The following is a 21,553-nucleotide window of genomic DNA, read 5'->3' on the forward strand; positions in this document are numbered from 1 at the left end:
CGAGCCGACGGCGGCGGAATGCGCCGGGCGGATCGGCCGCTTCCCGATCGATATGTCCGATGCATCGACACTCAACCTGCTTGATAGTCAGACGCGCTGAAAGGCCGATCCCCTCCTTCACAACAAGCAATTCAGTAAACGTTTACGTAAACGTTTACGTAAACCGTCGCAGGAAAGCCTTCGACCGTATGGCCAACCGCGGCTCCAGGGGGCGTAAAAAGCGCGTCTCCGTCCGTACGTAAACGTTTACAAACAGAACTTTATTGAATCCGCTTCCGTTTGTCAATAACGATGTTGGCGCGAGGCGAAAAAAAAGCGGATGCCGCAGCGAATTGATGCGCCAGCACTTTATCCGTTTGCTCGCTGTTGCGGCGCTGCGCCGCCTGAGCCGCGTATGAGTCATGCGGACGCAAAAAAACCGCCGAGCAGTACCTCGACGGTTTCGCACTTCGTTATTGCCCGTACGGATCGATCGTCCGGATCGTGCCGTCCTCGTTGTAATGCAGCTCCGTATACTTCACGCTGCGCTTGTTGTTGGCGCCCCCGGACAAGGAGCTGTCGTGGTAAAACAAGTACCACTTCCCCTTAAATTCCACGATGGAATGATGCGTCGTCCAGCCGATGACGGGCGTCAAAATAGTTCCTCTATATACGAACGGGCCCGTCGGCGACTCGCTGGTCGCGTACACGATGCGGTGGGTCGTGCCGGTCGAATACGAAAGGTAGTACAACCCGTTGTATTTATGCACCCACGGACCTTCGAAGTAGCGGCGATCCTCGTCGCCCGCCTCGATTCTGTTCCCGTTCTCGTCGACGATGGCAACTTCCTGAGGCGCGCCGCGGAACGACAGCATATCGTCGCTCAATTCTGCGACTCTCGGTCCGAGCGCCGGCTCCGAACCGGACGGCCCTTGGGCGTTCGGTTCGTAAGCGCCGGTCTGCCACTTTTCCAGCTGACCTCCCCACAATCCGCCGAAATACATGTACGCGCGGCCGTCGTCGTCCACGAGCACGGCGGGGTCGATGCTGAAGCTGCCGGCAATCGGCTCCGGCTGCGGCTGGAACGGCCCGTACGGGACGGAGCTCGTCGCGACGCCGATGCGGAAAATGTCGTTCTTGTCCTTCGCCGGGAAAAATAAGTAATACGTCCCGTTCTTGAAGGCCGCGTCCGGCGCCCACATTTGCTGCTTCGCCCACGGCACGTCGCGAACGTGCAGCGCTTCCCCGTGATCTACGCACGGGGCGCCGTCATCCTCCATCGACAGCACGTGGTAATCCTCCATATCGTATTGGTCGCCGTTGTCGTTCGACTCCCGGTCGTGGTCGAGGTCGTGGGAAGGGTAAATGTACAGCTTCCCTTCGAACACATGGGCGGACGGGTCGGCCGTATAAATGTGCTTCACCAATGGCTCGTTGCGTTTCGTCGGTTCCGCCATCGTCGTAGTTCCTCCTAAACCATAACGAAATGAAAAACCCGAATTTCTTAAGCGCGGGCGTGCAGCGGAGCAGGCGATTCGCAGCCGCTCTCCATCCGATACACTGTTCCGCTGTCGGAGCTGTCGTGGAAGCCGTGCATCGCTTCGAGCACGTGGAACGCCAGCTCGGCGTTTGCCCGATGCGGCCGGTTTTCCCGAATCGCGTTCGCCATGTCGAGGACGCCGACGCCGCGCGAGTTGCCGGCGTACGGCAGCTCGACAGGGATGTCCGTCCACTCCGTCTCGCCGAACCGCTTCAGCCGCACCGGGCCGCCGAACGTGTTCGGATCCGGCACCGCCAGCGTCCCCTGCGTGCCATAAATCTCGATGTTCGGCAACGTGCTGCCGGCCGGGATGTCGAACGACGTAATCATCGTCGCGATGGCGCCCGAGCCGAAGCGCAGCGTGCCCGCCACGTGCGTCGGCACTTCGACTTGAATTTTCTGCCCGGCCTTCGGCTTGCTCGAAATCGTCCGCTCCGCGTGCGTAATCCGCGTCATGCCCGCGATCTCCTGAATCGGGCCGAGCAGCGATACGAGCGCGGTCAAGTAATACGGACCCATGTCGAACATCGGGCCGCCGCCCTTTTGATAATAAAATTCCGGCGACGGATGCCAGTGCTCGTGGCCGCGGCTCATCATGAACGCGACGGCGGACAGCGGCTCGCCGATCGCGCCTTCATCGATGAGGCGCTTACACGTCTGGATGCCGGCCCCGAGGAACGTGTCCGGCGCGCTGCCGGCCCGGAGGCCCTTCGCCGCCGCCGTTTCGAGAATGCGGCGCCCGTCCTCGCGGCTGATCGCGAGCGGCTTCTCCACGTAGACGTGTTTGCCGCTCTCGAGCGCCCGCAGGCATACCTCCGCATGGGCGGCCGGAATCGTCAAGTTGACGACCAGGTCGACGTTCGGATCCGCGAGCAGCTCCTCCACGGAGCAGCCCTTCGGCACGCCGTGCTCGGCCGCCTTCGCTTTCGCCCGTTCGACATCGAGATCCGCGCAGGCGACGACGTCGACGCCTTCGAATTCCCGCAAATTTTTAAAATAAATGCCGCTAATATTTCCGGTTCCGATGATGCCGACTCGAATGGTTGTCACTGTACCCTCTCCTTCGTCCTTAAACGATGCTATCGCTCATGCCCGTATAGGCGCCCGCGCCTTGAGCGGCGGCGGCGTCCGCGCGCGCCTTGCCTTCGGCGGCCCAGAGGAAGCCGCGGCGCATGATTTCCGTCACTTGCGGCATCGCGATAATGTTCGCCTGGTGTCCGAGCGAGCAGTAGAAGACGCGGCCCGCGCCCCACCGTTTCGTCCAGACGACCGGCATGTCGACCGACTTGTTGGTCGTATGCGGGCCCGGGACGTTCGGGTTCGGGAACCGCGTCGTCGCGAGCACCTCGACCGCCGGGTCGACGTGCATGTAATACTGCTCGCTCTTCACGACGAAGTCGTCGATGCCGTCGAGCAGCGGACTCGACGAATGCTTCACGTTGACGACGTATTCGACGCCGTCGTTGCCCGGGTGCGCGACCCATTGGCCGCCCGTCATGAACTGCCAGTCGACGTTCGTGCGGAACGAGTCGCACATGCCGCCGTGCGTGCCGGCGATGCCGACGCCCGCTTGGACGGCGGCCAGCACGTTCTGCACGAGCCCGCCGTCGATTTGCCCCATCGTCCAGTTCGGCGCGATCAAATCGAGCGACAGCAGCTTTTCTTTATCGGCGAACGCGTCCAGCGTATCCGACACCTCGACCTCGAAGCCTTCCGCCTCCAAAATGCCGCGATACAACCCGGCGACTTCCTCCGGTTGATGCCCGAGCCAGCCGCCCCATACGACCAGCGCTTTCTTTTTCCCGTTGCTCATCGTTTCGCCCTCCTTTTTCGCTCTCGCCTTACATTTCGTCGACAGACACCCAGCGGCGCTCTTCGATCGACCGGTCGACCGCTTCCAACACCGCCTGACACTTCACCCCGTCATGGAAATTCGGCACCGGCTGCCGATCTTCGCGAAGCGCTTCCATCAATTCGTGCACTTCATGGATGAACGTGTGCTCGTAGCCGATCGTATGTCCCGGCGGCCACCAAGCCTGCGCATAAGCGTGGGACGGATCGGTCGCCAGCACGCGCCGGAAGCCTTGCACGTCGTCCGCGTCGTCCGTGAAATACACCTGCAGCTCGTTCATGCGTTCGAAATCGAATTTGACGCTGCCCTTGCTGCCGTTGATTTCGAACGAATTCGTGCAGCGGTGGCCTGCGGCGAAGCGCGTCGCTTCGAAGCTGCCGAGCGCCCCGTTCGCGAATCGCGCAAGGAACAGCGTCGCGTCGTCGACGGTGACGGCGCCCTTCGGCGCGTCTTTGCTGCCTTTGGCGCTGAGGCCCGTCATGGAAGAAGGCAGCGGGCGTTCTTTGATGAACGTTTCGTTCATGCCGACGACCTCCGTCATGTCGCCGACGAGGAAATGCGCGAGATCGATCAAATGCGCGCCGAGGTCGCCGTGCGAGCCCGAGCCCGCCACTTCCTTCTGGAGCCGCCAGACGAGCGGGAAATCCGGGTCGATGATCCAATCCTGCAGAAACCAAGCGCGGAAGTGGAAAATGCGGCCGAGGCGCCCTTCTTCTACAAGCTTCTTCGCAAGCTGGACGGCCGGCGCGAACCGGTAATTGAAGCCGACCATATGCTTGACGCCGGCTTGTTCGGCCGCCTGCAGCATCTCGCGCGAGTCGGCCAGCGTCAGCGCCAGCGGCTTTTCGCAGAACAGATGCTTCCCGGCCGCCGCCGCCGCGAGCGCGATCTCCTTATGCGCGTCGCTCGGCGCGTTGATGTCGACGAGGTCGATATCGTCGCGCTTCACGAGCTCCCGCCAGTCGGTCGTATAGCCGCTCCAGCCGAACTGCTCCGCCGCCGCGCGCACGCCCGCCTCGTCGCGCCCGCACACCGCCGTCATTACCGGCTTCAACGTGTCCGGAAAAAACATCGGTAAATCCCGATACGCATGACTGTGCGCCTTCCCCATAAACTTGTACCCGATCATTCCTACGCGAACGCCGCTCACATTCCATTCCTCCCTAAATGCAAAATGAGTTCTTATGTTATAAGGGACGAAGCCCTTACCACAAGCCGCGTGTCGAGCAGCTCCGCCTGCGGAGCCGCCTCTTCCTCTTCAGCCTCGATCTGATCCAGCACCCGCTCGGCCGCCCGAAGTCCGATTTCGTAAAAAGGGACGTGCACCGTCGTCAGCGGCGGATCCGTCGAACGGGAGGCGTCCGAATCGTCGTAGCCGACAAGCGCGTAATGCTCGCCGGCCTGCAGGCCGCGCTCCTTGAGCCCCTGCATCAGCCCGATCGCCATCCGGTCGTTCGCCGCGAACACCGCGTCGAACTCGCTTCGCCGCTCGTACAGCGCTTCGGCGAGGGCGATCCCGCTCTTGCGGCTGTAGTTGCCTTCGAACCGAAGCGCGGGGGCGTGCCCCGCGGCGCGCAGCGCGTCTTCGAAGCCGCGGGCGCGGTCGACGGAGTTCGAATACGAGGCCGGCCCGTTCACGAACGCGATGCGCCGGCGGCCGGACGCGAGCAGATGCTCGACCGCCAGCCGGCTCCCCGTCACATGGTCGGCGTCGACGAGCGGGAACGGCGTCGCGTACCGCTGGCCGACGACGCAGAACGGCCAGCCTTCCTCGCGCAGCTCGGAGAGCGCCCGCTCCTGCGCTTCGTCGGACGTTGCGCCAAGCACGATGCAGCCATCCACCTTGCGCATCCGGAAGGCGCTTCCATAGTCGGGCGGTTCGTCGGCCGCGCGGAACTGCACGAGCAAATGATAGCCTCGCCGACTCAGGGCGTGCCCGATGCCGGACAAAATTTCCGAAAAGTAATACGAAGAAAATAACCGAACGCCCGGGACGACAGGAAGGACGACCCCGATGTTGCCGCTCCGCTGCAGAACGAAGCTGCGAGCGATCGCGCTGGGCGTATACCCGAGCGCTTCCGCCGCTTCCAGCACGCGCCGCTTCGTCTCTTCGCGGATCGGCCCGACGCCGTTCAGCACGCGCGAGACGGTCGCTTCCGACACGCCGGCCAGCTCCGCCACTTGCTTGCGTTTGGACATGTGACCATCTCCTCCCCTGCCAGTGTACACGCGTACATTTTAGTCGAAAACAATACGGCTCCACCTTGCGGGGACAGCCGTTAGTTGTTGATGTACACGTGTACATTTTCGCATCCGTACCCCGGAGTTGTCAATCAAAATCGATGCCCGCGTCCTTCGCGCGGCGCCGGTTCTCGCCGCGAGGCGGCGATAAACCGGCGATGCCGCCAATCGCTATTTTTCCCTTCGAGCCAAATCGGCCAGCTGCGCTTTCGCCTCCGGACCGCATAACCCGCCGTGGTAGCAAATGACGCTGTCGATTTCGTACGGGAGCAGCTTCTCGAGGGAACGGACGGCCTGATCCATATCCAGCGTATACGCGGGACTCGGGCCGAGCAGCCGCCCGGCTTCCGCGACCGTCGCATCCGCCGCGATCAACGTCCTGCTCGGGTGATGGTACAAGCAGATGTGGTCCGGCGTATGGCCTGGCGTATGAATGACGGTAATGCCTCCGCAGTACGGCAGCCGTTCGCCGTCCGCCACGGTGCCGTCGACTTTCGCCTTCGGCGGAGTCGCGCCAGGCTTCATTTTCAGCGGCAGCCGTTCGCCTTCCACGTACGGCTTCGTCATCGCATGAGACAGCACTTGCACATGAGCGCCGCACGTGTCGACAAGCTCCGCCAGTCCGCCGAAATGGTCCAAATCCTGATGCGTCACGATGATTCGCGTCAGTCTGCTCAGCGGAACGCCGTGCTTCTCCGCTTGCTCCGCGATGTCCGCCGCCTGACCGGGCAGCCCGGCGTCGATCAGCACCGCCTCCCGCTCGTCCCAAATCAGCGTAGGATAAAACCCTCGCTCCGCGCCGATGCGAATCGCAGCGATGTTCGCCGCTTCCGTCATGGTCCTCATCCTCCCCGCAGCCTCGTTACCTTTCGGTCATTGCATCAGCAAACGAAATGCACTTCGCAATCTCCGGCCAACAAGCTTAACAGACCGAAGAGCTGCCCCCGCTGTTCGGGGGCCAACCGTTCCAACAGCGACTCGGAAATGTCCTTCTGGATCCGCTTCACGTTTTCGATATGCGGCACGGCCTCCGCGGACAACCGCAGCAGCGTCGCTCTGCGATCCATCGGGTCCGGCACGCGGATCAGCAGACCGTCGCGCTCCAGCGCGTCCACCAGATCCGTGATCGTTCTCGCTTTCACGCCCAGCTTCCCGGCCAATTCGTTCATTCGAATGGGTTCCGCCTTCCAAACCGCGAGCAGCAATCGCAATCTCGGTCCGGACAGCGGAAACGGCAATGAAAGCGCGGAAAGCCTAGCCTCGTATTGTTGTTGGATATGATGGGTGGACCGCAGCAGCAGTTGAATCACTTCGGCCGCTTGCGGCGCGTTTGAACTTGGGGATGTCGTCACCCTCCGGGCCCCTCCTACAGTAAACAATCGTTCCCCTCATTTTACTACATCCCGCCGCAAGCAAACAGCAAATTTCCGAGGGCGAGAAGAAAAGCTCTTCGTCTGGAAAGTAATCTCGGGCTGCCCCGACGCTCGGTTATTCAGTAATTTCTACGCGGTTCGATTCCGGATCGAGCACCACGCTCTCGTAATAACCGTCTCCGGTGACGCGCGGTTCGCTTAAGACGGCGTAGCCCGCCTCCCGCAGCCGATTCGTCAGCTCGTCGACCTTCGCGCGCGAGCCGGTCGAGAACGCCATGTGGACGTAGCCTAAGCCCTGCGTTTCGGCCGTATGCCGATGCGGCTCGCTTACGGTCGGCATCGTCATCAACTCGAGCCTCGCCCCCGAAGCGAAGGACAGGAAGTACGACGAAAATCGGTTACGCGGATTCTCGTACTTCTCGTTGGCGGTCCCTTCGAAAAAGGTTTCGTAAAATCGCTTCATGCCCTCCAAGTCCGACACCCAGACGGCCACGTGATCGATATGCACAATAAGTCCTCCTCGCTTATGTCATAAGTGGTTTGATGCATATATTAAGTTATATTGCTTAAACAATCAATATATTCCACTGAAAATAAGTAAATACGTGCAAATAACATACTTGTTTGATAAGGCTTTTTGCGCATACAATGGAAATAACGAAACGATGACGCAAGGGGAACGAACACATGGATCAGGACGCTCGGTTACAACAGATCGCGCAGTGGCTGCAGTCCCAGCCGCTAGTTACCGTGAGGGATATTTGCGAACGGTTCGGCGTCTCGCGGGATACGGCCCGCAGAGACTTGGTCAAGCTGCAGGAGCAAGGAACAATCATGAGGGCAAGGGGAGGCGCGGTCCCGGCGGCCGTACCGGATTTCCGGCAGCGGCAGGACGAACAGGCGGAATCGAAGCGAGCGTTGGCCGCGGCCGCGGCGTCATACATCCGCGACGGAGCGACCGTATTTCTCGACGCTTCGACGACGGTGTCCTATCTCGCCGAATTCGTGAAGGAGAAACGTCTGACCGTCGTGACGGCCTCGGTGCCGATCGCGCGCAGCTTCGCGGAGTTGGAAGGGACGGACGTATACACGCTCGGGGGCAGAGTAAACAAAAGAGATTTATACGCATCCGGCTCCATGGTCATCGCCATGCTCGATTATTTCCGGGCGGACGTGGCGCTGCTGGGCGCCTGCGGCGTCTACCGCGGGGAGATGACCGTGCAGGACGCGGAGGACGCGATGATCAAGCAAAAAATGATCGCCCGTTCGGACGAGGTGCTGCTGCTCGCCGACCGGACGAAGCTCGGCATGCGGCTTCCGTTCAGCGTCGGTGCCCTAGAGGACGTCGACGTGCTGCTGACCGACGCGCCGGCGGAGGCGGTTCAGCAGGCGAAGGCCGGCGGCGCCGCGCCCAAGCATATTCATACGGTCGGCATATGACCGCCGGCGCCTGCCGATTTTATGCGGGCGTACGATACTCGCCCCGCCTCTATTTTTCGATCGACACGGATGCAGGGACGACCCGTTCGTCCCTGCGCCGGAACAGCAGGTGCCCGAACAGCGACGCCGTCATCTGCTGGAACAGCATGCCGATGATGACCGGCAGCGCGACGGGCGGCGGGAAGTACTGAATCGCGAGCACGGCGCCGGCGCTAATGTTGCGCATACCGCAGTTGAACGTCATCGCGACCGTCGTTTCGCGCCCCCACCCGCACAGCCTAGCGACCGCATACCCCGCCAAATACCCGCCGACGACGACCAGCATGCAAACGGCGGCGATCCACGCGACGCGGAAGCTCAGCTCCGTAAAATACGGCGCGATAACCGCGCTGTTGATGAGGATGACGGCGGCGAGCCCCAGCTTCGAAAACGGCGCCAGTTTCGGCCCCCACGCTCGCTTCAACTCGCCTCGCGTCGCCTGATTGAGCGCCATGCCGACGAGCGACGGGAATACGACCATCCAAAACAGCCCCGTCATCATGCCGGCGACGTCCATCTCCACCTTCGCGCCGACCAGCGCCGACAGCGCTAAGGGAACAAGGAACGGCGACAGCATCGTATCCAGCAGGATCATCGTGAGCGTGAGCGCCGTATTGCCCTGGTACATCGTCACCCACATGAGACTGATGATGCCCGTCGGAACGGTAAGGAGCAGCACCAACCCCGTCGCCGTTAGCGGGTCGCCCGAGAAAAACAGATGTCCCGCTCCCCAGGCGTACAGCGGCATTCCGACGTGCAGGATCAGCAAGAACGCGAACATCGGGGCAGGCTGCCTCAATGCTTTCTTCATATCCCCGAAGTTTAAATTGAGGCTCCCGATGAACGTGATCCCTGCGAAAATCCACGGCACCCAGCCCGACCATCCCGCCGCGCGGTGCGAAAGGACGAGCCCCAGCAGCACGCTCGCCGGCGTAATGAGGGGCATCCAGTTTTCTAATTTTCGGTTCAATCGTTCTAGAATCGTAAGCGCCATCTCCTATCCTTTTAAGCCGCTCGTGCTGATGCCCTCTGCAATGTATCGCTGGAACGAACAGCGCGCTCCAATCGGTAATCGTCGAATCCGGATCGGAAAACATCCGTAGTCCAAGCGATACCGGATACAGCTTCGAATTATTTAAGTATAGCAGAGGACCCATGAAGTCGTCCCATCTCCTGCTTCATTTTTGTAGGTCAACCGCTCGTGCGGAGAAGCGAGGCGCCGTTACGACGGCGAACGGCGGTTGCGATACTGCCGGGGCGTCAGACCGGTCACCGCTTTGAACGTTTTGTTAAAATGCGCGATTTGGCCGAAGCCCGCGGCGAGCGCGATGTCGGCGATGCGGTCCCGCGTTTCCCGCAGCCGCTTCTGCGCCTCCCGAACGCGAACGAGGCGGACGTACTCTTGGTACGGGTATCCGGTGTATTTCGCGAACATGCGGCTTAAATGACCTTCGCTGATATGGAACCGCTCCGCGACGCTGCGCAAGGTCAGCGGCTCGCCGTAATGCTCGTTGATATAAGCGGCGATCTCCGACACTTTCAAATGCAGCGGCGGCGCCTCCTGCATTCGGAGCTCGGGGTCCGCCGGTTCGGCGCGGCGGATGTGGTGCAGCAGCTGCGATAGGAGCAAGCGGAGATAGTCGACGTAGTCCGGTTTGCGGTTCACGCTTTCGCGGATCATGCCGCGCAGCGTCGCTTCCACGACGTCCCGCTCCTCGGGCGCGAAGGCGACGACCGGCGGCAGCGCTTCGTGCGCGGCGGCGGCCGTCCCCAGAAACTCCGGCGTATAGTGCACGATGATTCGCTCGTAGGCGTACGCCTCGGCGCTGCTCGTTCGGTGCAGCTCGTGCGGGCGAACGATGACCATCTCGCCCGGCCTCGCCGTCAACACCCGGTCGCGGATGAAGAACACCCGCTCCCCGCTCAGCACATAAAACAGCTCATAGTACGGGTGATAATGCGGCTTCGGCATTTCCGCATATTCGCCGATCTTCGCGTATTGGACCGAAAAATCCCGGCCTTCCGTCCAATAGCGGGGATGAATGTCGTTGCGCTGCATCGTCGCCACCTCTACCCCTTCAAAACATCATGAAAAGCAAAGTTACTTCGTAATATAGCATGAATCAGGGAAGAAAGTATTCGTTTTATGAGATATGATCGGGGAAGTTAAAGAAAAAGGGGAGAATCGATGTGACGAAGCCTTGGTCGAGCTTGATGGCGGAATCGTTCATGGAGCAATACCCGCTCGTGTCCGACATGAACGGAAGAAGGCGCTGCTGGAATTATGAGAACGGATGCATCTTGACCGCGTTCGAGCGCATGTACCGAAAGACGGGAGACCGCCGTTATTTCGATTACATCCGGACGAATATGGATTTGTTCGTTCGAAACGACGGTTCGATCGATACGTACAATCTGAACGAATATAACGTAGATATGATCAATCAGGGCAAAACGTTGTTCCTGCTGCTAGCCGAAACCGGGGAGCCGAAATACAAGAAAGCCCTAGATCTGCTCGTAGCGCAGCTCAAGGGCCATCCGCGCACGTCCGAAGGCGGCTTGTGGCATAAGAAAATTTATCCGTTCCAAATGTGGCTCGACGGCGTATACATGACTTCGCCGCTGCTCGCGCAATACGCGGCGACGTTCGGCGACGACGAGTGGTTCGACGACGTGGCGCAGGAGATCGTCTTGATGGAACGGGTGTCGCGCGATTCGAAGACCGGCCTGCTGTATCACGGCTGGGACGAAAGCCGCGAGCAGCGATGGGCCGATCCAATTACGGGCTGCTCGCCGCATTTCTGGAGCCGCGCGGTCGGCTGGTACATGATGGCCGTCGTCGACGTGCTCGATTTCCTGCCGATCGATCATCCGAAGCGCGGGCTCATCGTCGGCTTGTTTTACCGGTTGGCCGAAGCGGTCGTCGCCGTGCAGGACGAACGAAGCGGGTTATGGTACCAAGTGCTCGACCAGGGCGACCGCGAAGGCAACTACTTGGAGGCGTCGGGCACGGCCATGTTCGCGTACTCGCTCGCGAAGGGCGCGCGTCACGGCTACCTCGGCGGCTGGGCGGTCGACGCGGCGCGCCGCGGGCATCAGGGCTTGCTCGACCGGTACGTGGAACGGGACGAGAACGGCGCTTACCATTTGAACGGTATTTGCAGCGTCGCCGGCCTCGGCAACAAGCCGTACCGCGACGGCTCCTTCGAGTATTACATCAGCGAGCCGATCAGCCGCGACGACCCGAAGGGCTACGCCCCGTTCATTATGGCGTGCCTCGAGCTCGAGAACTTCGACTGAATACCCGCGGGAAAGCCGGCCCTAGGCCGGCATTTTCTTTGCTTTCTACGCGGAGCTCACCGTGGGTTCCACGATCGTCAGCGTGCCGTTCGTAGCGTTCAAATTCGCCGCGGCTCCGATCGGAATCGCCGCTTTGTACGTGCCGTGGCCGGAGGCAAGGCCTGTCAGCAGCGGCTTGCCCAGCGGCACGAACACCTCGCGGATCAGGTCTTCGTACGAGGTGCCGTATGCGGTTTGGCAGCCGGTGCATTCGCCGAGCACGATGCCGATGCAGTCGCGGATTTTTCCGGCCTGCTCCAATTGCTGAACCATGCGGTATACGCGGTTGATCGGCTCGTGCGTTTCTTCAAGAAACAATATTTTCCCGCGCGTGTCGACCTCGTAGGGGGTGCCCAGCGTACCGGCCAAGGACGTAAGGTTGCCGCCGACGATCGGCCCGGTGACGTTGCCCTGCACGCGTCCGACGAGCGGACGTCCCTCCGGATTCGCGATCGTTCGCGAATCGGCCGTCGACGCCGTCGCGGCGTAAAATTGGTTGAAGTTGTACTCGGGTTCGGTGCCGGCGAAATTGACCAGCAGCAGGCTATGGAACGAGACGAGGTTCGAGAAGCGGTACAGCGTGTTCAGCAGCACCGTGATATCGCTGTAGCCCGAAACGATTTTCGGATTGCGAGCGATAACGCCGTAATCGAGATGCGGCAACACGCCCGCGACGCCGACGCCGCCTCTCGTCGGAAGAATCATCCGCACCGCCGGATTTTCGATCATGCTCATGAAATCGGCCGCCCGCTCCGCGTCGGTGCCCGCGAGGAAGCCGGCGGCGGCGTACACGTGCCGTCCGACGACGGCGCGGAAGCCGAGCGACTCGAGCCTCCGGATGCCGGCGTCGATCGATGCGGCCGACAGCGGGCTGCCGAGCGTCACGATGCCGATCGTATCGCCCCTGCGCAGCATCGGCGGTTTCGTTGCCAACGCCATCCCTCCCCATCCGTACCTGTCGTTACCGAGAGTATATGCTCGAACGGCAGGTCCGCATGATTCGACGGCGCAGGCCCGCATGCGTCCGCGGCCGCTAGAGCGGCTGCCAGCGAAGCGCCTGCTCCAGCATCGCGATCAGCGCCCGTCCGCGCGCGAGATCCGGCTTCGTTCGGAGCAGGCGGAACTGCTCCTCCGCGTACCGTACGTAATCGCCGCGCAGCCGTGCGACTTGTTCGCCGGTGAGCGCGTAAAGATACTTCGGCACGTCCGTGTAATCGAAATACCCTTCTCTGCTTTCGAGGAACGCATGCCCCGACTCTTGATACCACGCTCTCGCGTAATGCCGGAGCGCTTGCGCGGCCGTTTCGTCGCCGCCGGCGAACGCCGCGAGCCGGTCGGCGGCGATCAGGCTGCGGTAATCGGCCTCCGTCCCCGCCTGGTACGTGCTCGGCAGCGCATAAAATCGAAGCTGGGCGTCTAAGATCGCCACGTACCGCTCCGGCGACGCCCGGCCGGCGGCGAATTGGATCTCAATCGCCGCATGCGCGACGTCCCGCAGCAGGCGCAGCGCCTCCTCGGCCTCTTTCTTGCTCGGCGTGCCCGCGAAGAAGACGCCTTGATTGCCGGCGCGAATGTCCGCGCGGTCGACGGCTTCGTGCAGCGCTTCTTCGAAGCGGTCTTTGGCGTAAGGCGCCCACCGGTCGAAGCGCTCGATCGCTTCCGCGTCGATGCCGAATTCTCTGCGAATATAAGGCAGCAGCCGGATGCCGCCGCTGCCTCCCGCCTGCGCGAAAATATCGTGCAGAAATTTCTCCAGCGTTTTCGCCCGCCGGATCGCCTTGAACGCTTCTTCCGGAACGGCGTAGACGGCCGCCGCTTCCTTCCGCTCCAGTTCGGCGACGAACGCCTTCATTTCCGCCAACAGCTGTTCCTCCATCGCGAAACGGCCTCCTTTCTCTCTAGTATTCCATCTTTCTCCCAAAATCCATGCCGTTCGCGCGAAAAAGGCCGCCGGAATCGCTCCCGGCGGCCTTGAAGCATATTAATCCCAATCCGACGCCCAGCTTTGCGCGTAGGCGCCCGACGCCGTCGCGTCGGGAGACGAGGCGGACGAGGACGCGTTCGCCTGCGATCCGGCGCCGCGCAGCAGCCGGCCCGCCGCTTCGGCGGCGGCCGCGGAACGCAGCTTTCGACCCTCGCCCAGCTTATAATCGGCGCCGAGGTAATCGGCGAATCGTTTGCTCTCCGCCCTCCGAATTTTGCGCGCTTCCTTCCGTTCGGAGGCCGTTTGATAGAGCAGCATTTCTTCTTCCGTCTGCGGCACGACGCCGGGTACCGGCGTCGGCCGGTTGTCTTCGTCCAAAGCGACGAACGTCAGGAACGACGTGGCGCAGACGACCTTCTCGCCGGTCAGCAGGTCTTCCGTCGTGACGCGCACGAACACTTCCATCGACGTGTTGTGCGTCCACGTGACGAACGCGGAGAGGCAGACCGCGTCGCCTTTCTTGACCGGGTGCAGGAAGTCGACCGAATCGGTCGACGCGGTGACGACGGGGCGGCGCGCATGGCGCGTGGCGGCGATCGTGGCGACGTCGTCGATGTACGCCATCAGCTTCCCGCCGAAAATCGTGCCGTGATGGTTCGTGTCCGGCGGCAAGACGACGGACGCCTTGATCGTATAGGAATCGCTCGTAGGTTTCCCTTGCAGCGTCGTTCTCAGCATTTCGTTTCGACCTTCCTTCGAAAGTGATGCATATCACTGTACAGCGGAATGAAAGATAAGTAAAATACATACTCCGAATCGTTTTCATTCCGTTTGTCTATACATCCTTCCGAGAGGACGAAAACTTATGGACATCCGCCACTTGCAATATTTCGCGGCCGTCGCGCGCGAGAACAGCTTTACGAAAGCCGCGGAAGCGCTCCACGTCACCCAGCCGACGCTGTCCAAGATGGTCCGCCAGCTCGAAACCGAGCTGAACGCCGAATTGTTCGACCGCTCCGGGAAAAAGATCCGCCTCACCGACGCGGGCGAAACGGTATACCGGTCCGCGCTGCGCGTCCTCTCGTCGCTGGACGATATGACGGCCGAGCTCGACGACGTGCTTCTGCTGCGCAAAGGGCAAATTCGCCTCGGACTGCCGCCGATGATCGGAAGCCGATTTTTCCCGGCGATCATGGAGCGGTTCCACGAACGATATCCGGACATCGGGTTTCAGCTGTTCGAGCAGGGCGGCAAAGCGATCGAAGCGAACGTGCGCGGCGGCGAGCTGGACGTCGGCGTCGTCCTGCTGCCCGTCGAGAACCGGGAATGGTTCGAGCTGCAGCCGCTGTGGGAGGACGAGCTGACCGTCGTCGTCCCGCCTTCGCATCCGCTGGCGCCGCGCGAGCGGCTCGCGCTGCGGGAGCTGGCGGGGGAATCGTTCCTCTTGTTCCCCGAGCCGTTCACGCTCCATCATACCGTGAAGCGCGCCTGCCGGAACGCCGGGTTCGAGCCGAACGTCGTCCTCGAGACGTCGCAGTGGGATTTCATGACCGGCATGGTGTCGGCCGGCTTCGGCATCGCGCTGCTGCCGCGGAACATCGGCGAAACGCTGGATCCGTCCCGCTTCCGCGCGATCCCGCTTCGCGAGCCGGCGATCTCCTGGAATTTGGCGGTCATTTGGAGCAAGGAGCGTTACGTGTCGCACGCCGCCCGCGCGTGGATCCGATTTTTGCGGGAGGAAGGCGGCGCAGACGAATAAGCGGCGCGCAGGCCGCCGCGAGCGTCTTTAGGCGTCCCGCCCCGCGTTGACCGGATCGTGCTTTGCGGCCGGCGCTTCCAGCCGCCCTTCTTCCGCCAGCCAGCGATCCATGTCCGGGAGATCGAAATATCGAAGCATGCCCGGCAAAATAAAGCTTTGGGAATCCGTTTCGTCATAGAACGGTTCCTTGATCCAATCCGCGATGCTGCTCATACGGTCGTCCATGCGGACGCTCCGCACGCGGGGGTCGAGCAGCGCGGCTAAGCCCGCGTACACCGCATAGCGGCCGCATCCATACAGCCGTATATCGTCCGGATCGGCATTGCGCAGATGCGCCGCCAGCTCGACCGCGCGCAGAACGTCGTAGGTGCGCACCGCGGCCATACTGTCGCCGAGCAGGATGAGTTCGTCCGTCACCTTGTCGAGCGCGCCGAACCGCTTGAACGGTTTATCCTGCGGCGAGTTGAGGTGCGGCAGCAGCGGGCCGATCCCGGTCGGGTTCAGCACCAGCGCGATTCTTCCGGACATGCATGTTTCTTTGATCCATCGGTCGTGAGGGGTCAAGCGGTTCGTTCCCTCGTCCCATACGGCGATCGAGACCGGAAGCTTGCGGCCGGCCAGCTCCGCGTCGAAAAATTGCAGCGCGTGATTCATCAGCCCGCGCTGGCTCCACCAGACGGTCCGCCACACGTGCATGCCTTCGACTTCTCCTCCGCCGTACAGGCGCGGATTGAAATCGAATGCCGTCCTGCCGCGGTGGACGGCCGCGCGCAGCCAGTCGATCGCCTGCCGTTTGCGCTCCGCATCGGGGATCGCGAGCCGAATGCGCTCCGTTTCCTCGAGCCGCTCGACATTTTCCCGGTGCACGTTTTTCGCTTGGTCCAGCTCCCCGATCACCTGCCCGCTCTTCGTGCACCACAGCTGTTCCGCGGGCACCAGCCGGATGCGTTCGTCGGAAGGCACGTACTCCCGCCCCAGCAGATGCTTCGAGAAAAACCGCGTCGCCGCGCGGACGAGCGGCAAGGTGAACCTGTGCCCGGATTCGTCCTCGAAGATCTCCAAATCTCCGCCAGCCCCGTGCATCTCCCAAAACCGTCGGTTGACGTTCACCGTATGCCGGGCGGCCTCGATCGGCACGGAATCGTAGGTGGTGGCGAGCACGAGCACCGGCCGCGGCGCCATCGCCGTCACGATGTCTTCGTGGTCGAAGCCGAGCGCGGAGAAGCCGGGCCACTTCTGCTCGGCGTCCTGCGCTTTGCCCGTCATCAGAAAGTACGGCCGGTTCATGATGAAGCCGCCCGGCGCGGCGGCTGCGATGCGGCTGTCGTACATCATGACCAGCGACGTCTGGGTGCCGCCGCCGGAATGGCCGCAGACGCCGATCTTCGCGGGGTCGACCTCCTCGCGCTCGCACAAATAATCGATCGCCCGCACCGCGTCGTGAAGCATATACCGGGCGAGGTTGTCGCCCAGCGGCAAACATTGCCTTCCGACCTGCTCATGCTCGGTCACGCTCGTCATCGGCGCCGCCTTCTCGGCCGGGTCGTAGAAGCCGAACCGTTCCCCTTGTCCGATCGGGTCGACCGCCAGCACGACGAGTCCGGCATGCGCGAAGTAATGGCAAGGCGTCTGGTACTCGTCGCAATGCTTCGCTTGCTCGCGATGGCCGCACAGCAGCACTACCGCCCCGCGGGGCCGGTCGATGCCGTCGGGCACGTACAAATTGGCCGTCACGTACACGCGCGGGCGCGATTCGAAAATCACCTTCTCGATGCGAAACCCGTCGCACTGCACGACCCCTGTAATCCTTGGGTTCAACGGTGTATCGAGCGGCGGCAGGCCGCCGAGGCATCGCTCGATCCCTTCGCGGATGAACCGCTGTCTTTGCTGCAGTCCGGCGATGTCCTGCACAGCCTCGCGCGCGCGTTCCCCGCTTTCGGCGGCCCGCAGCGCCGCATCGTGAATCCACCGGGGCAATTGGCTCTTGATATCGAAATTCGGGATTTGGGTAGACTCCAAATTGCCGTACACGCTAATCACCCCTCCCCATTCAAAAGTTCGTCGATGCGGATCGGCCGGTTGGCGCGAACCGATTTCCAGACCGCTTCGCCGGTGAGCACCGACAAGGTGCCCGCTTCCGCGCCCGCCACAATGTCGTACTCGCGAGCCGGATCGGGACCCAGGAACAAATCCTCGAGAAGCAGCGGATCTCCGCCCCCGTGCCCCCCTTGCCGGTGCACGACGTGAATCGTTTCCTTCCCGCCGAACAGCGGGAAATAGTCGATCGTCTGCTCCCCGCCGTGGGATTGGCTTCGCTTAACCACTTCTTTGGTTTCGATTCGTCCCTTCGTGCCGTTGATCGCCAGGCGGTACCCTTCGTACGGCAGCGAGAAGTTGACGGAATAGCTCAGCATCGCGCCTTTGTCGTATTTCACGACGGCCGTGTACGTGTCCTCGATATCGATGTCCGAGTCGAAGATGCAAGCGTCCGGCCGGTACCCGGAGTAGCTCTTCGTTTTCGTATCGAAAAGGCTCAAATGGTCGTCTGCGGGCGCAACCGCCTTCGAGCGGGATGACCAGCGCATGTAATAGGCGCACTGCTGCTTCACCCGGCAGGTGCCGCAAAAGCGGCCGTCCTCCTTCGCCGGGTTGAGCTCCCCGTTCGAGCCGTAATAGTTCAGCGCTCCATACGCGAACGCCTCCACCGGCTTTTGGTCGATCCACCAATTGACGAGATCGAAGTGATGCGTGCTCTTATGGATCGACAGCCCGCCGGAAATTTCCCTCTTGCGGTTCCATCTTTTGAAATAGCTCGCGCCGTGATACGTATCGAGATACCAATTCAAGTCGACCGAAGTGACTCTGCCGACGCGTCCTTCGAGAATCATCTCTTTGATTTTGGAATGAATGGGATTATAGCGGTAGTTAAACGTGACGTATAACGTCCCCTTGCTGTTCGCCTGCGCTTCCAGAATGCGTCTGCAATCCGAAGACGTCGTGGCCATCGGCTTTTCCGAAATCACGTCCAAGCCGCGCTCCAGTCCCTGCACGATGTAGTCCGCATGGGTGTAATCCGCGCCGGCGACGATGAGAACGTCCGGCTTCGTCTCGTCGATCATCTGCGCGAATTGCTCCGGTCGATACGTCGGGACGCCTTGAAGCTCGGGAAATTTGGAGACGCAATTGTCAAACCGGACCGGATCCGGATCTAGCAGGGCCGCGATCTCGCAGTGCGGCCGGTAGGCGTCGAGCATCGGTTTAATATACATGCCGTTCGCCCTTGCGCTCACGCCGCAGATGGCATATCGTTTCTTCGCCAACGTCGCTCCCCCGTTTCTTCGTTGATCGTTTTCGTTCGTCCATTATACAAGCATCATTCGAACGGGGCGGGGTGGAATTCTGCTTACTTTATAGGCTGATCGCGCCGTCTCGCGGCGGACGGCTGGGCGGCCTGGCGAAGCCTTCGACCATGCTCGCCTCGTCGGCATGCCGCGGCCCGCGATGGCGAACGGGTGCCCGGGAAGCGGTAACCCGCCGCATCGTTCACCCTCCCCTCCAGCCCAGCTTGATCGAATCAGGGGGTATTTCGCCTCTTTACGCTAATTGACTTCCATAACCCGAGCGGTACACTAATGCCAACGAAACAATGGTTGGATCAAACCGGTATCGGAGGGACAGGGATGGAACGCTTTATCAAGAACGCAATCGATGTACATCGGATGGACGACGCGCTCGTGCCGCTGCGGTTTTCGAAATCGCAAATGGCTTATTTCGAACCGACGCCCTACAAATTCCGCAGCAGGAACGCTGCGGGCATTTGCCTTGACTTTATGACCGACTCCCCGTTTTTCCGAATGCGCTTTCGCGCGAAAGTGAAGCCGGGCACGAGCGAACGACTGTATTTCGATATATTGGCGGACGGCCAACTCGTCGACTTCCCCGCCGTTCCGATTGCGGACAAGGGCTCCGGCGACTGGACGGCGGAGCTCCCGGTCCGAGCCGGCGAACCGCGGCGCATCACCGTCTATTTGCCGTATCAAGCCGAAATCGCCATCGAACATATGGAGGTTGCCCAGGGTGCGCTATGGGAGCCGGCGAAGCCTTACGGCAAAAATTTGTTATGCCTCGGCGACTCCATAACGCAAGGGATGAACGCCGCCCATCCGTCGTCGACGTATGCCGTGCTGCTGTCGCGCGCCCTGGACATGAACCTGCTGAACCAGGCGGTCAGCGGCTATGTATTCGATGCGGGGACGATCGATCCCGAGCTGCCGTACCGTCCGGATCTCATTACGATCGCGTACGGCACGAACGACTGGACGGTTCGGGAAAGCGCCGAGCAGCTCGAAGAGCGGGCGGCGGCGTACATCCGTAAGGTAACGGCAACGTATCCCGGCGTTCCCGTGACCGTGCTGTCTCCGATCTGGCGCTCGGATTGCGCCGAGGCGAAGAGGACGGGCGAGTTCGCCGCTATTTACGACATGCTGGAGCGCGTATGCCGCGGCTTGGAGCAGGTCCGCCTCGTCTCCGGCATGACATTGGCGCCGCATCATCCCGCTTTCTTCGCCGACGGCCTGCATCCGAACGACGAGGGCTTCTTGCATATGGCGCTGAATTTGGTGAAAGCGGGCGTCGGCGATCTACGCTAAAGATGCGGACTGACGCCGCCTTCGCTTTGAATCGCTTTCGTCTCGTCGATCGCTTTGTTCATCTTTTCGTTGACGAGCCTCAGCGCCGCGGAGCTGTCCTTCGACTCTTCGAAGATGTGCGGGTTGAACACTTCGCCCACCTTCGGATCGATGAACGTCAGCCCGGGCCGGCGCGGAAGCGGCGCGGCGTTCTGCAGCGCGAAGAGCGCGTCTCGATCTTTGTCTCTCAATCCAGGCACGAATTGTCCGTACGCTTCTTGCACGGCGCTGCTCATCAGAGGGGAGCGGATGCCCAGCTTCGCCCTTTCGATTTGCACTTCCTCCGACAAGAGGTACGAGATGACCTGGAAGGCCAAATCTTTCTTATTCGATTGCTTCGAGATATACAATCCGCCAACGTAAGGCTGATACTTGGCGTTCGGCGCCTCCGGGAAGACGGGCACCGGGGCGACGTCGAAGTTCAGATCCGGGTATTCCGTCGAGTAATTGTAAATCCACGATTCCACATCGACCGCCATCGCCATTCGTCCCTTAGGGAAATCTCGGACCGTGGTAAATTGATTGCCCGGAATGTCGTAAAACCGCCTCAAATTGTCTACGATCTTCACCCAATTCTCGCTGAGCAGGTTCGCTTGATCCTCGTTCGGGTCGAGCGCCGGCTCGGCGAGCTGGTTTAACATCATGTAATATTCGGGATGCTGCTGGTAGCCTTTATAAGTGATGTCGCCTTCCTGCCGCGTCATATGCTTCGCCAGCTCGTACGCCTCGTCGTACGTCATGCCCGCCTTCGGATAATCGACGCCGAATTTATCGAATATGTCCTTGTTGTAATACAGCACGTAATCGTAGCCTTCGAAGGGCAGCGAATACAGCTTGCCGTCCGACGAGTTGAGCGAGAGCTGCAGGTAGGACGGATCCAGCGCGCCCGTGTCGAAATTGTATTTCTTGATCAAATCGCTCATGTCGTATTCCAAGCCGAACCTTCGAACGTACCGGTGCGCATTGCGGCGGGTATCCTCGAAGATGATGTCGGGAATCGTCCCTTTCGCGATCAAATCCTCGTATCGCGTTCCGTCGTCCCACAGCACATGTTTAATCTTGATGTCCGGAAACTTCTTGCGAATAAATTGGCCGATGTACTTCTCGAAATCTTCCTGCTGCACATAGCGCTTGGTCAAAAAGAGGTCGACGGTGTAAAAAAACAGCGTGTCCTCCGGCGTCGTGTTGACGACGCTCCCTTCCGGCGCCCCCCCGCCGGCCGCGTCCGACATCGCGCGGTCGTCCGCCGCGTCGGAAGCCTCCCCGCCATCGACCGGTTCGCCGGGGCTTCCGCCGAAGCACCCGGCAGCGACCGCGAACGTCAGAGCGAGCGCGATCGCTGCAGGCAAACCTTTTTTGTTCATCACTCAAATCCCCCT

General features: G+C 61.2%; 19 protein-coding genes and 1 pseudogene. 4 read left to right on the forward strand and 16 right to left on the reverse strand.

Features of this window, described 5'->3' with window-relative positions:
* Window positions 1-452: 452 nt before the first annotated feature.
* The 8 genes from VE009_RS13095 to VE009_RS13130 form a co-directional block, all read right to left on the reverse strand.
* Complete coding sequence (locus VE009_RS13095) at window positions 453-1,436, reverse strand: glycoside hydrolase family 43 protein (RefSeq protein ID WP_325008264.1); 984 nt, start codon at window positions 1,434-1,436, stop codon at window positions 453-455.
* A 47-nt stretch (window positions 1,437-1,483) separates the two neighbouring features.
* Window positions 1,484-2,569 carry a Gfo/Idh/MocA family oxidoreductase gene (locus VE009_RS13100; RefSeq protein ID WP_325008266.1) on the reverse strand — a complete coding sequence of 362 codons (1,086 nt, stop codon included), beginning with the start codon at window positions 2,567-2,569 and terminating at the stop codon, window positions 1,484-1,486.
* Between the two features lie 19 nt (window positions 2,570-2,588).
* The gene (locus VE009_RS13105) at window positions 2,589-3,332 is read right to left on the reverse strand and encodes a ThuA domain-containing protein (RefSeq protein WP_325008268.1); all 744 of its coding nucleotides are present in this window, start codon (window positions 3,330-3,332) and stop codon (window positions 2,589-2,591) included.
* Between the two features lie 28 nt (window positions 3,333-3,360).
* Window positions 3,361-4,521 carry a Gfo/Idh/MocA family oxidoreductase gene (locus tag VE009_RS13110; protein WP_325008270.1) on the reverse strand — a complete coding sequence of 387 codons (1,161 nt, stop codon included), beginning with the start codon at window positions 4,519-4,521 and terminating at the stop codon, window positions 3,361-3,363.
* 32 nt (window positions 4,522-4,553) lie between these two features.
* Complete coding sequence (locus VE009_RS13115) at window positions 4,554-5,570, reverse strand: LacI family DNA-binding transcriptional regulator (RefSeq protein WP_325008272.1); 1,017 nt, start codon at window positions 5,568-5,570, stop codon at window positions 4,554-4,556.
* Window positions 5,571-5,783: 213 nt separating this feature from the next.
* Window positions 5,784-6,449: an MBL fold metallo-hydrolase gene (locus VE009_RS13120; RefSeq protein ID WP_325008274.1), complete on the reverse strand. Its 666-nt coding sequence runs from the start codon at window positions 6,447-6,449 to the stop codon at window positions 5,784-5,786.
* A 44-nt stretch (window positions 6,450-6,493) separates the two neighbouring features.
* Window positions 6,494-6,964 carry a MarR family winged helix-turn-helix transcriptional regulator gene (locus tag VE009_RS13125; RefSeq protein WP_325008276.1) on the reverse strand — a complete coding sequence of 157 codons (471 nt, stop codon included), beginning with the start codon at window positions 6,962-6,964 and terminating at the stop codon, window positions 6,494-6,496.
* A 136-nt stretch (window positions 6,965-7,100) separates the two neighbouring features.
* The gene (locus VE009_RS13130; RefSeq protein WP_325008278.1) at window positions 7,101-7,493 is read right to left on the reverse strand and encodes a VOC family protein; all 393 of its coding nucleotides are present in this window, start codon (window positions 7,491-7,493) and stop codon (window positions 7,101-7,103) included.
* Between the two features lie 179 nt (window positions 7,494-7,672).
* Here VE009_RS13130 and VE009_RS13135 point away from each other — a divergent pair, with 179 nt between their 5' ends.
* The gene (locus VE009_RS13135) at window positions 7,673-8,425 is read left to right on the forward strand and encodes a DeoR/GlpR family DNA-binding transcription regulator (RefSeq protein ID WP_325008280.1); all 753 of its coding nucleotides are present in this window, start codon (window positions 7,673-7,675) and stop codon (window positions 8,423-8,425) included.
* Between the two features lie 49 nt (window positions 8,426-8,474).
* Here VE009_RS13135 and VE009_RS13140 read toward each other — a convergent pair whose 3' ends face one another.
* Window positions 8,475-9,458, reverse strand: a complete 984-nt coding sequence (locus VE009_RS13140; RefSeq protein ID WP_325008282.1) for a bile acid:sodium symporter family protein — start codon at window positions 9,456-9,458, stop codon at window positions 8,475-8,477.
* A 228-nt stretch (window positions 9,459-9,686) separates the two neighbouring features.
* Window positions 9,687-10,523: an AraC family transcriptional regulator gene (locus tag VE009_RS13150; RefSeq protein ID WP_325008671.1), complete on the reverse strand. Its 837-nt coding sequence runs from the start codon at window positions 10,521-10,523 to the stop codon at window positions 9,687-9,689.
* Window positions 10,524-10,654: 131 nt separating this feature from the next.
* Here VE009_RS13150 and VE009_RS13155 point away from each other — a divergent pair, with 131 nt between their 5' ends.
* Window positions 10,655-11,764, forward strand: coding sequence for a glycoside hydrolase family 88/105 protein (locus VE009_RS13155; RefSeq protein WP_325008284.1), 1,110 nt, complete (start codon window positions 10,655-10,657; stop codon window positions 11,762-11,764).
* Between the two features lie 45 nt (window positions 11,765-11,809).
* Here VE009_RS13155 and VE009_RS13160 read toward each other — a convergent pair whose 3' ends face one another.
* The 3 genes and pseudogenes from VE009_RS13160 to VE009_RS13170 all read right to left on the reverse strand — a co-directional run.
* On the reverse strand, window positions 11,810-12,736 hold the full coding sequence (locus tag VE009_RS13160; protein WP_325008286.1) for an LD-carboxypeptidase: 927 nt from the start codon (window positions 12,734-12,736) through the stop codon (window positions 11,810-11,812).
* A gap of 100 nt (window positions 12,737-12,836) precedes the next feature.
* Window positions 12,837-13,679: a hypothetical protein gene (locus VE009_RS13165; protein ID WP_325008288.1), complete on the reverse strand. Its 843-nt coding sequence runs from the start codon at window positions 13,677-13,679 to the stop codon at window positions 12,837-12,839.
* 273 nt (window positions 13,680-13,952) lie between these two features.
* Window positions 13,953-14,465: pseudogene (locus VE009_RS13170) on the reverse strand (acyl-CoA thioesterase); the annotation flags it as partial.
* 127 nt (window positions 14,466-14,592) lie between these two features.
* Between VE009_RS13170 and VE009_RS13175 the strand changes: the two are divergent.
* On the forward strand, window positions 14,593-15,486 hold the full coding sequence (locus VE009_RS13175; protein ID WP_325008290.1) for a LysR family transcriptional regulator: 894 nt from the start codon (window positions 14,593-14,595) through the stop codon (window positions 15,484-15,486).
* A 27-nt stretch (window positions 15,487-15,513) separates the two neighbouring features.
* Here VE009_RS13175 and VE009_RS13180 read toward each other — a convergent pair whose 3' ends face one another.
* Complete coding sequence (locus tag VE009_RS13180; protein ID WP_325008292.1) at window positions 15,514-17,517, reverse strand: alpha/beta hydrolase family protein; 2,004 nt, start codon at window positions 17,515-17,517, stop codon at window positions 15,514-15,516.
* Between the two features lie 5 nt (window positions 17,518-17,522).
* Window positions 17,523-18,806, reverse strand: a complete 1,284-nt coding sequence (locus tag VE009_RS13185; protein ID WP_325008294.1) for a Gfo/Idh/MocA family oxidoreductase — start codon at window positions 18,804-18,806, stop codon at window positions 17,523-17,525.
* A 360-nt stretch (window positions 18,807-19,166) separates the two neighbouring features.
* On the opposite strand from VE009_RS13185, the gene VE009_RS13190 reads away from it, so the two are divergent.
* The gene (locus VE009_RS13190; protein WP_325008296.1) at window positions 19,167-20,135 is read left to right on the forward strand and encodes an SGNH/GDSL hydrolase family protein; all 969 of its coding nucleotides are present in this window, start codon (window positions 19,167-19,169) and stop codon (window positions 20,133-20,135) included.
* Here VE009_RS13190 and VE009_RS13195 read toward each other — a convergent pair.
* Window positions 20,132-21,538: an ABC transporter substrate-binding protein gene (locus tag VE009_RS13195; protein ID WP_325008298.1), complete on the reverse strand. Its 1,407-nt coding sequence runs from the start codon at window positions 21,536-21,538 to the stop codon at window positions 20,132-20,134. The two genes, VE009_RS13190 and VE009_RS13195, sit on opposite strands and share 4 nt — an antisense overlap.
* Window positions 21,539-21,553 lie beyond the last annotated feature (15 nt).

The sequence above is a fragment of the Paenibacillus sp. genome, from assembly GCF_035645195.1.
GTDB lineage: Bacteria > Bacillota > Bacilli > Paenibacillales > YIM-B00363 > Paenibacillus_AE.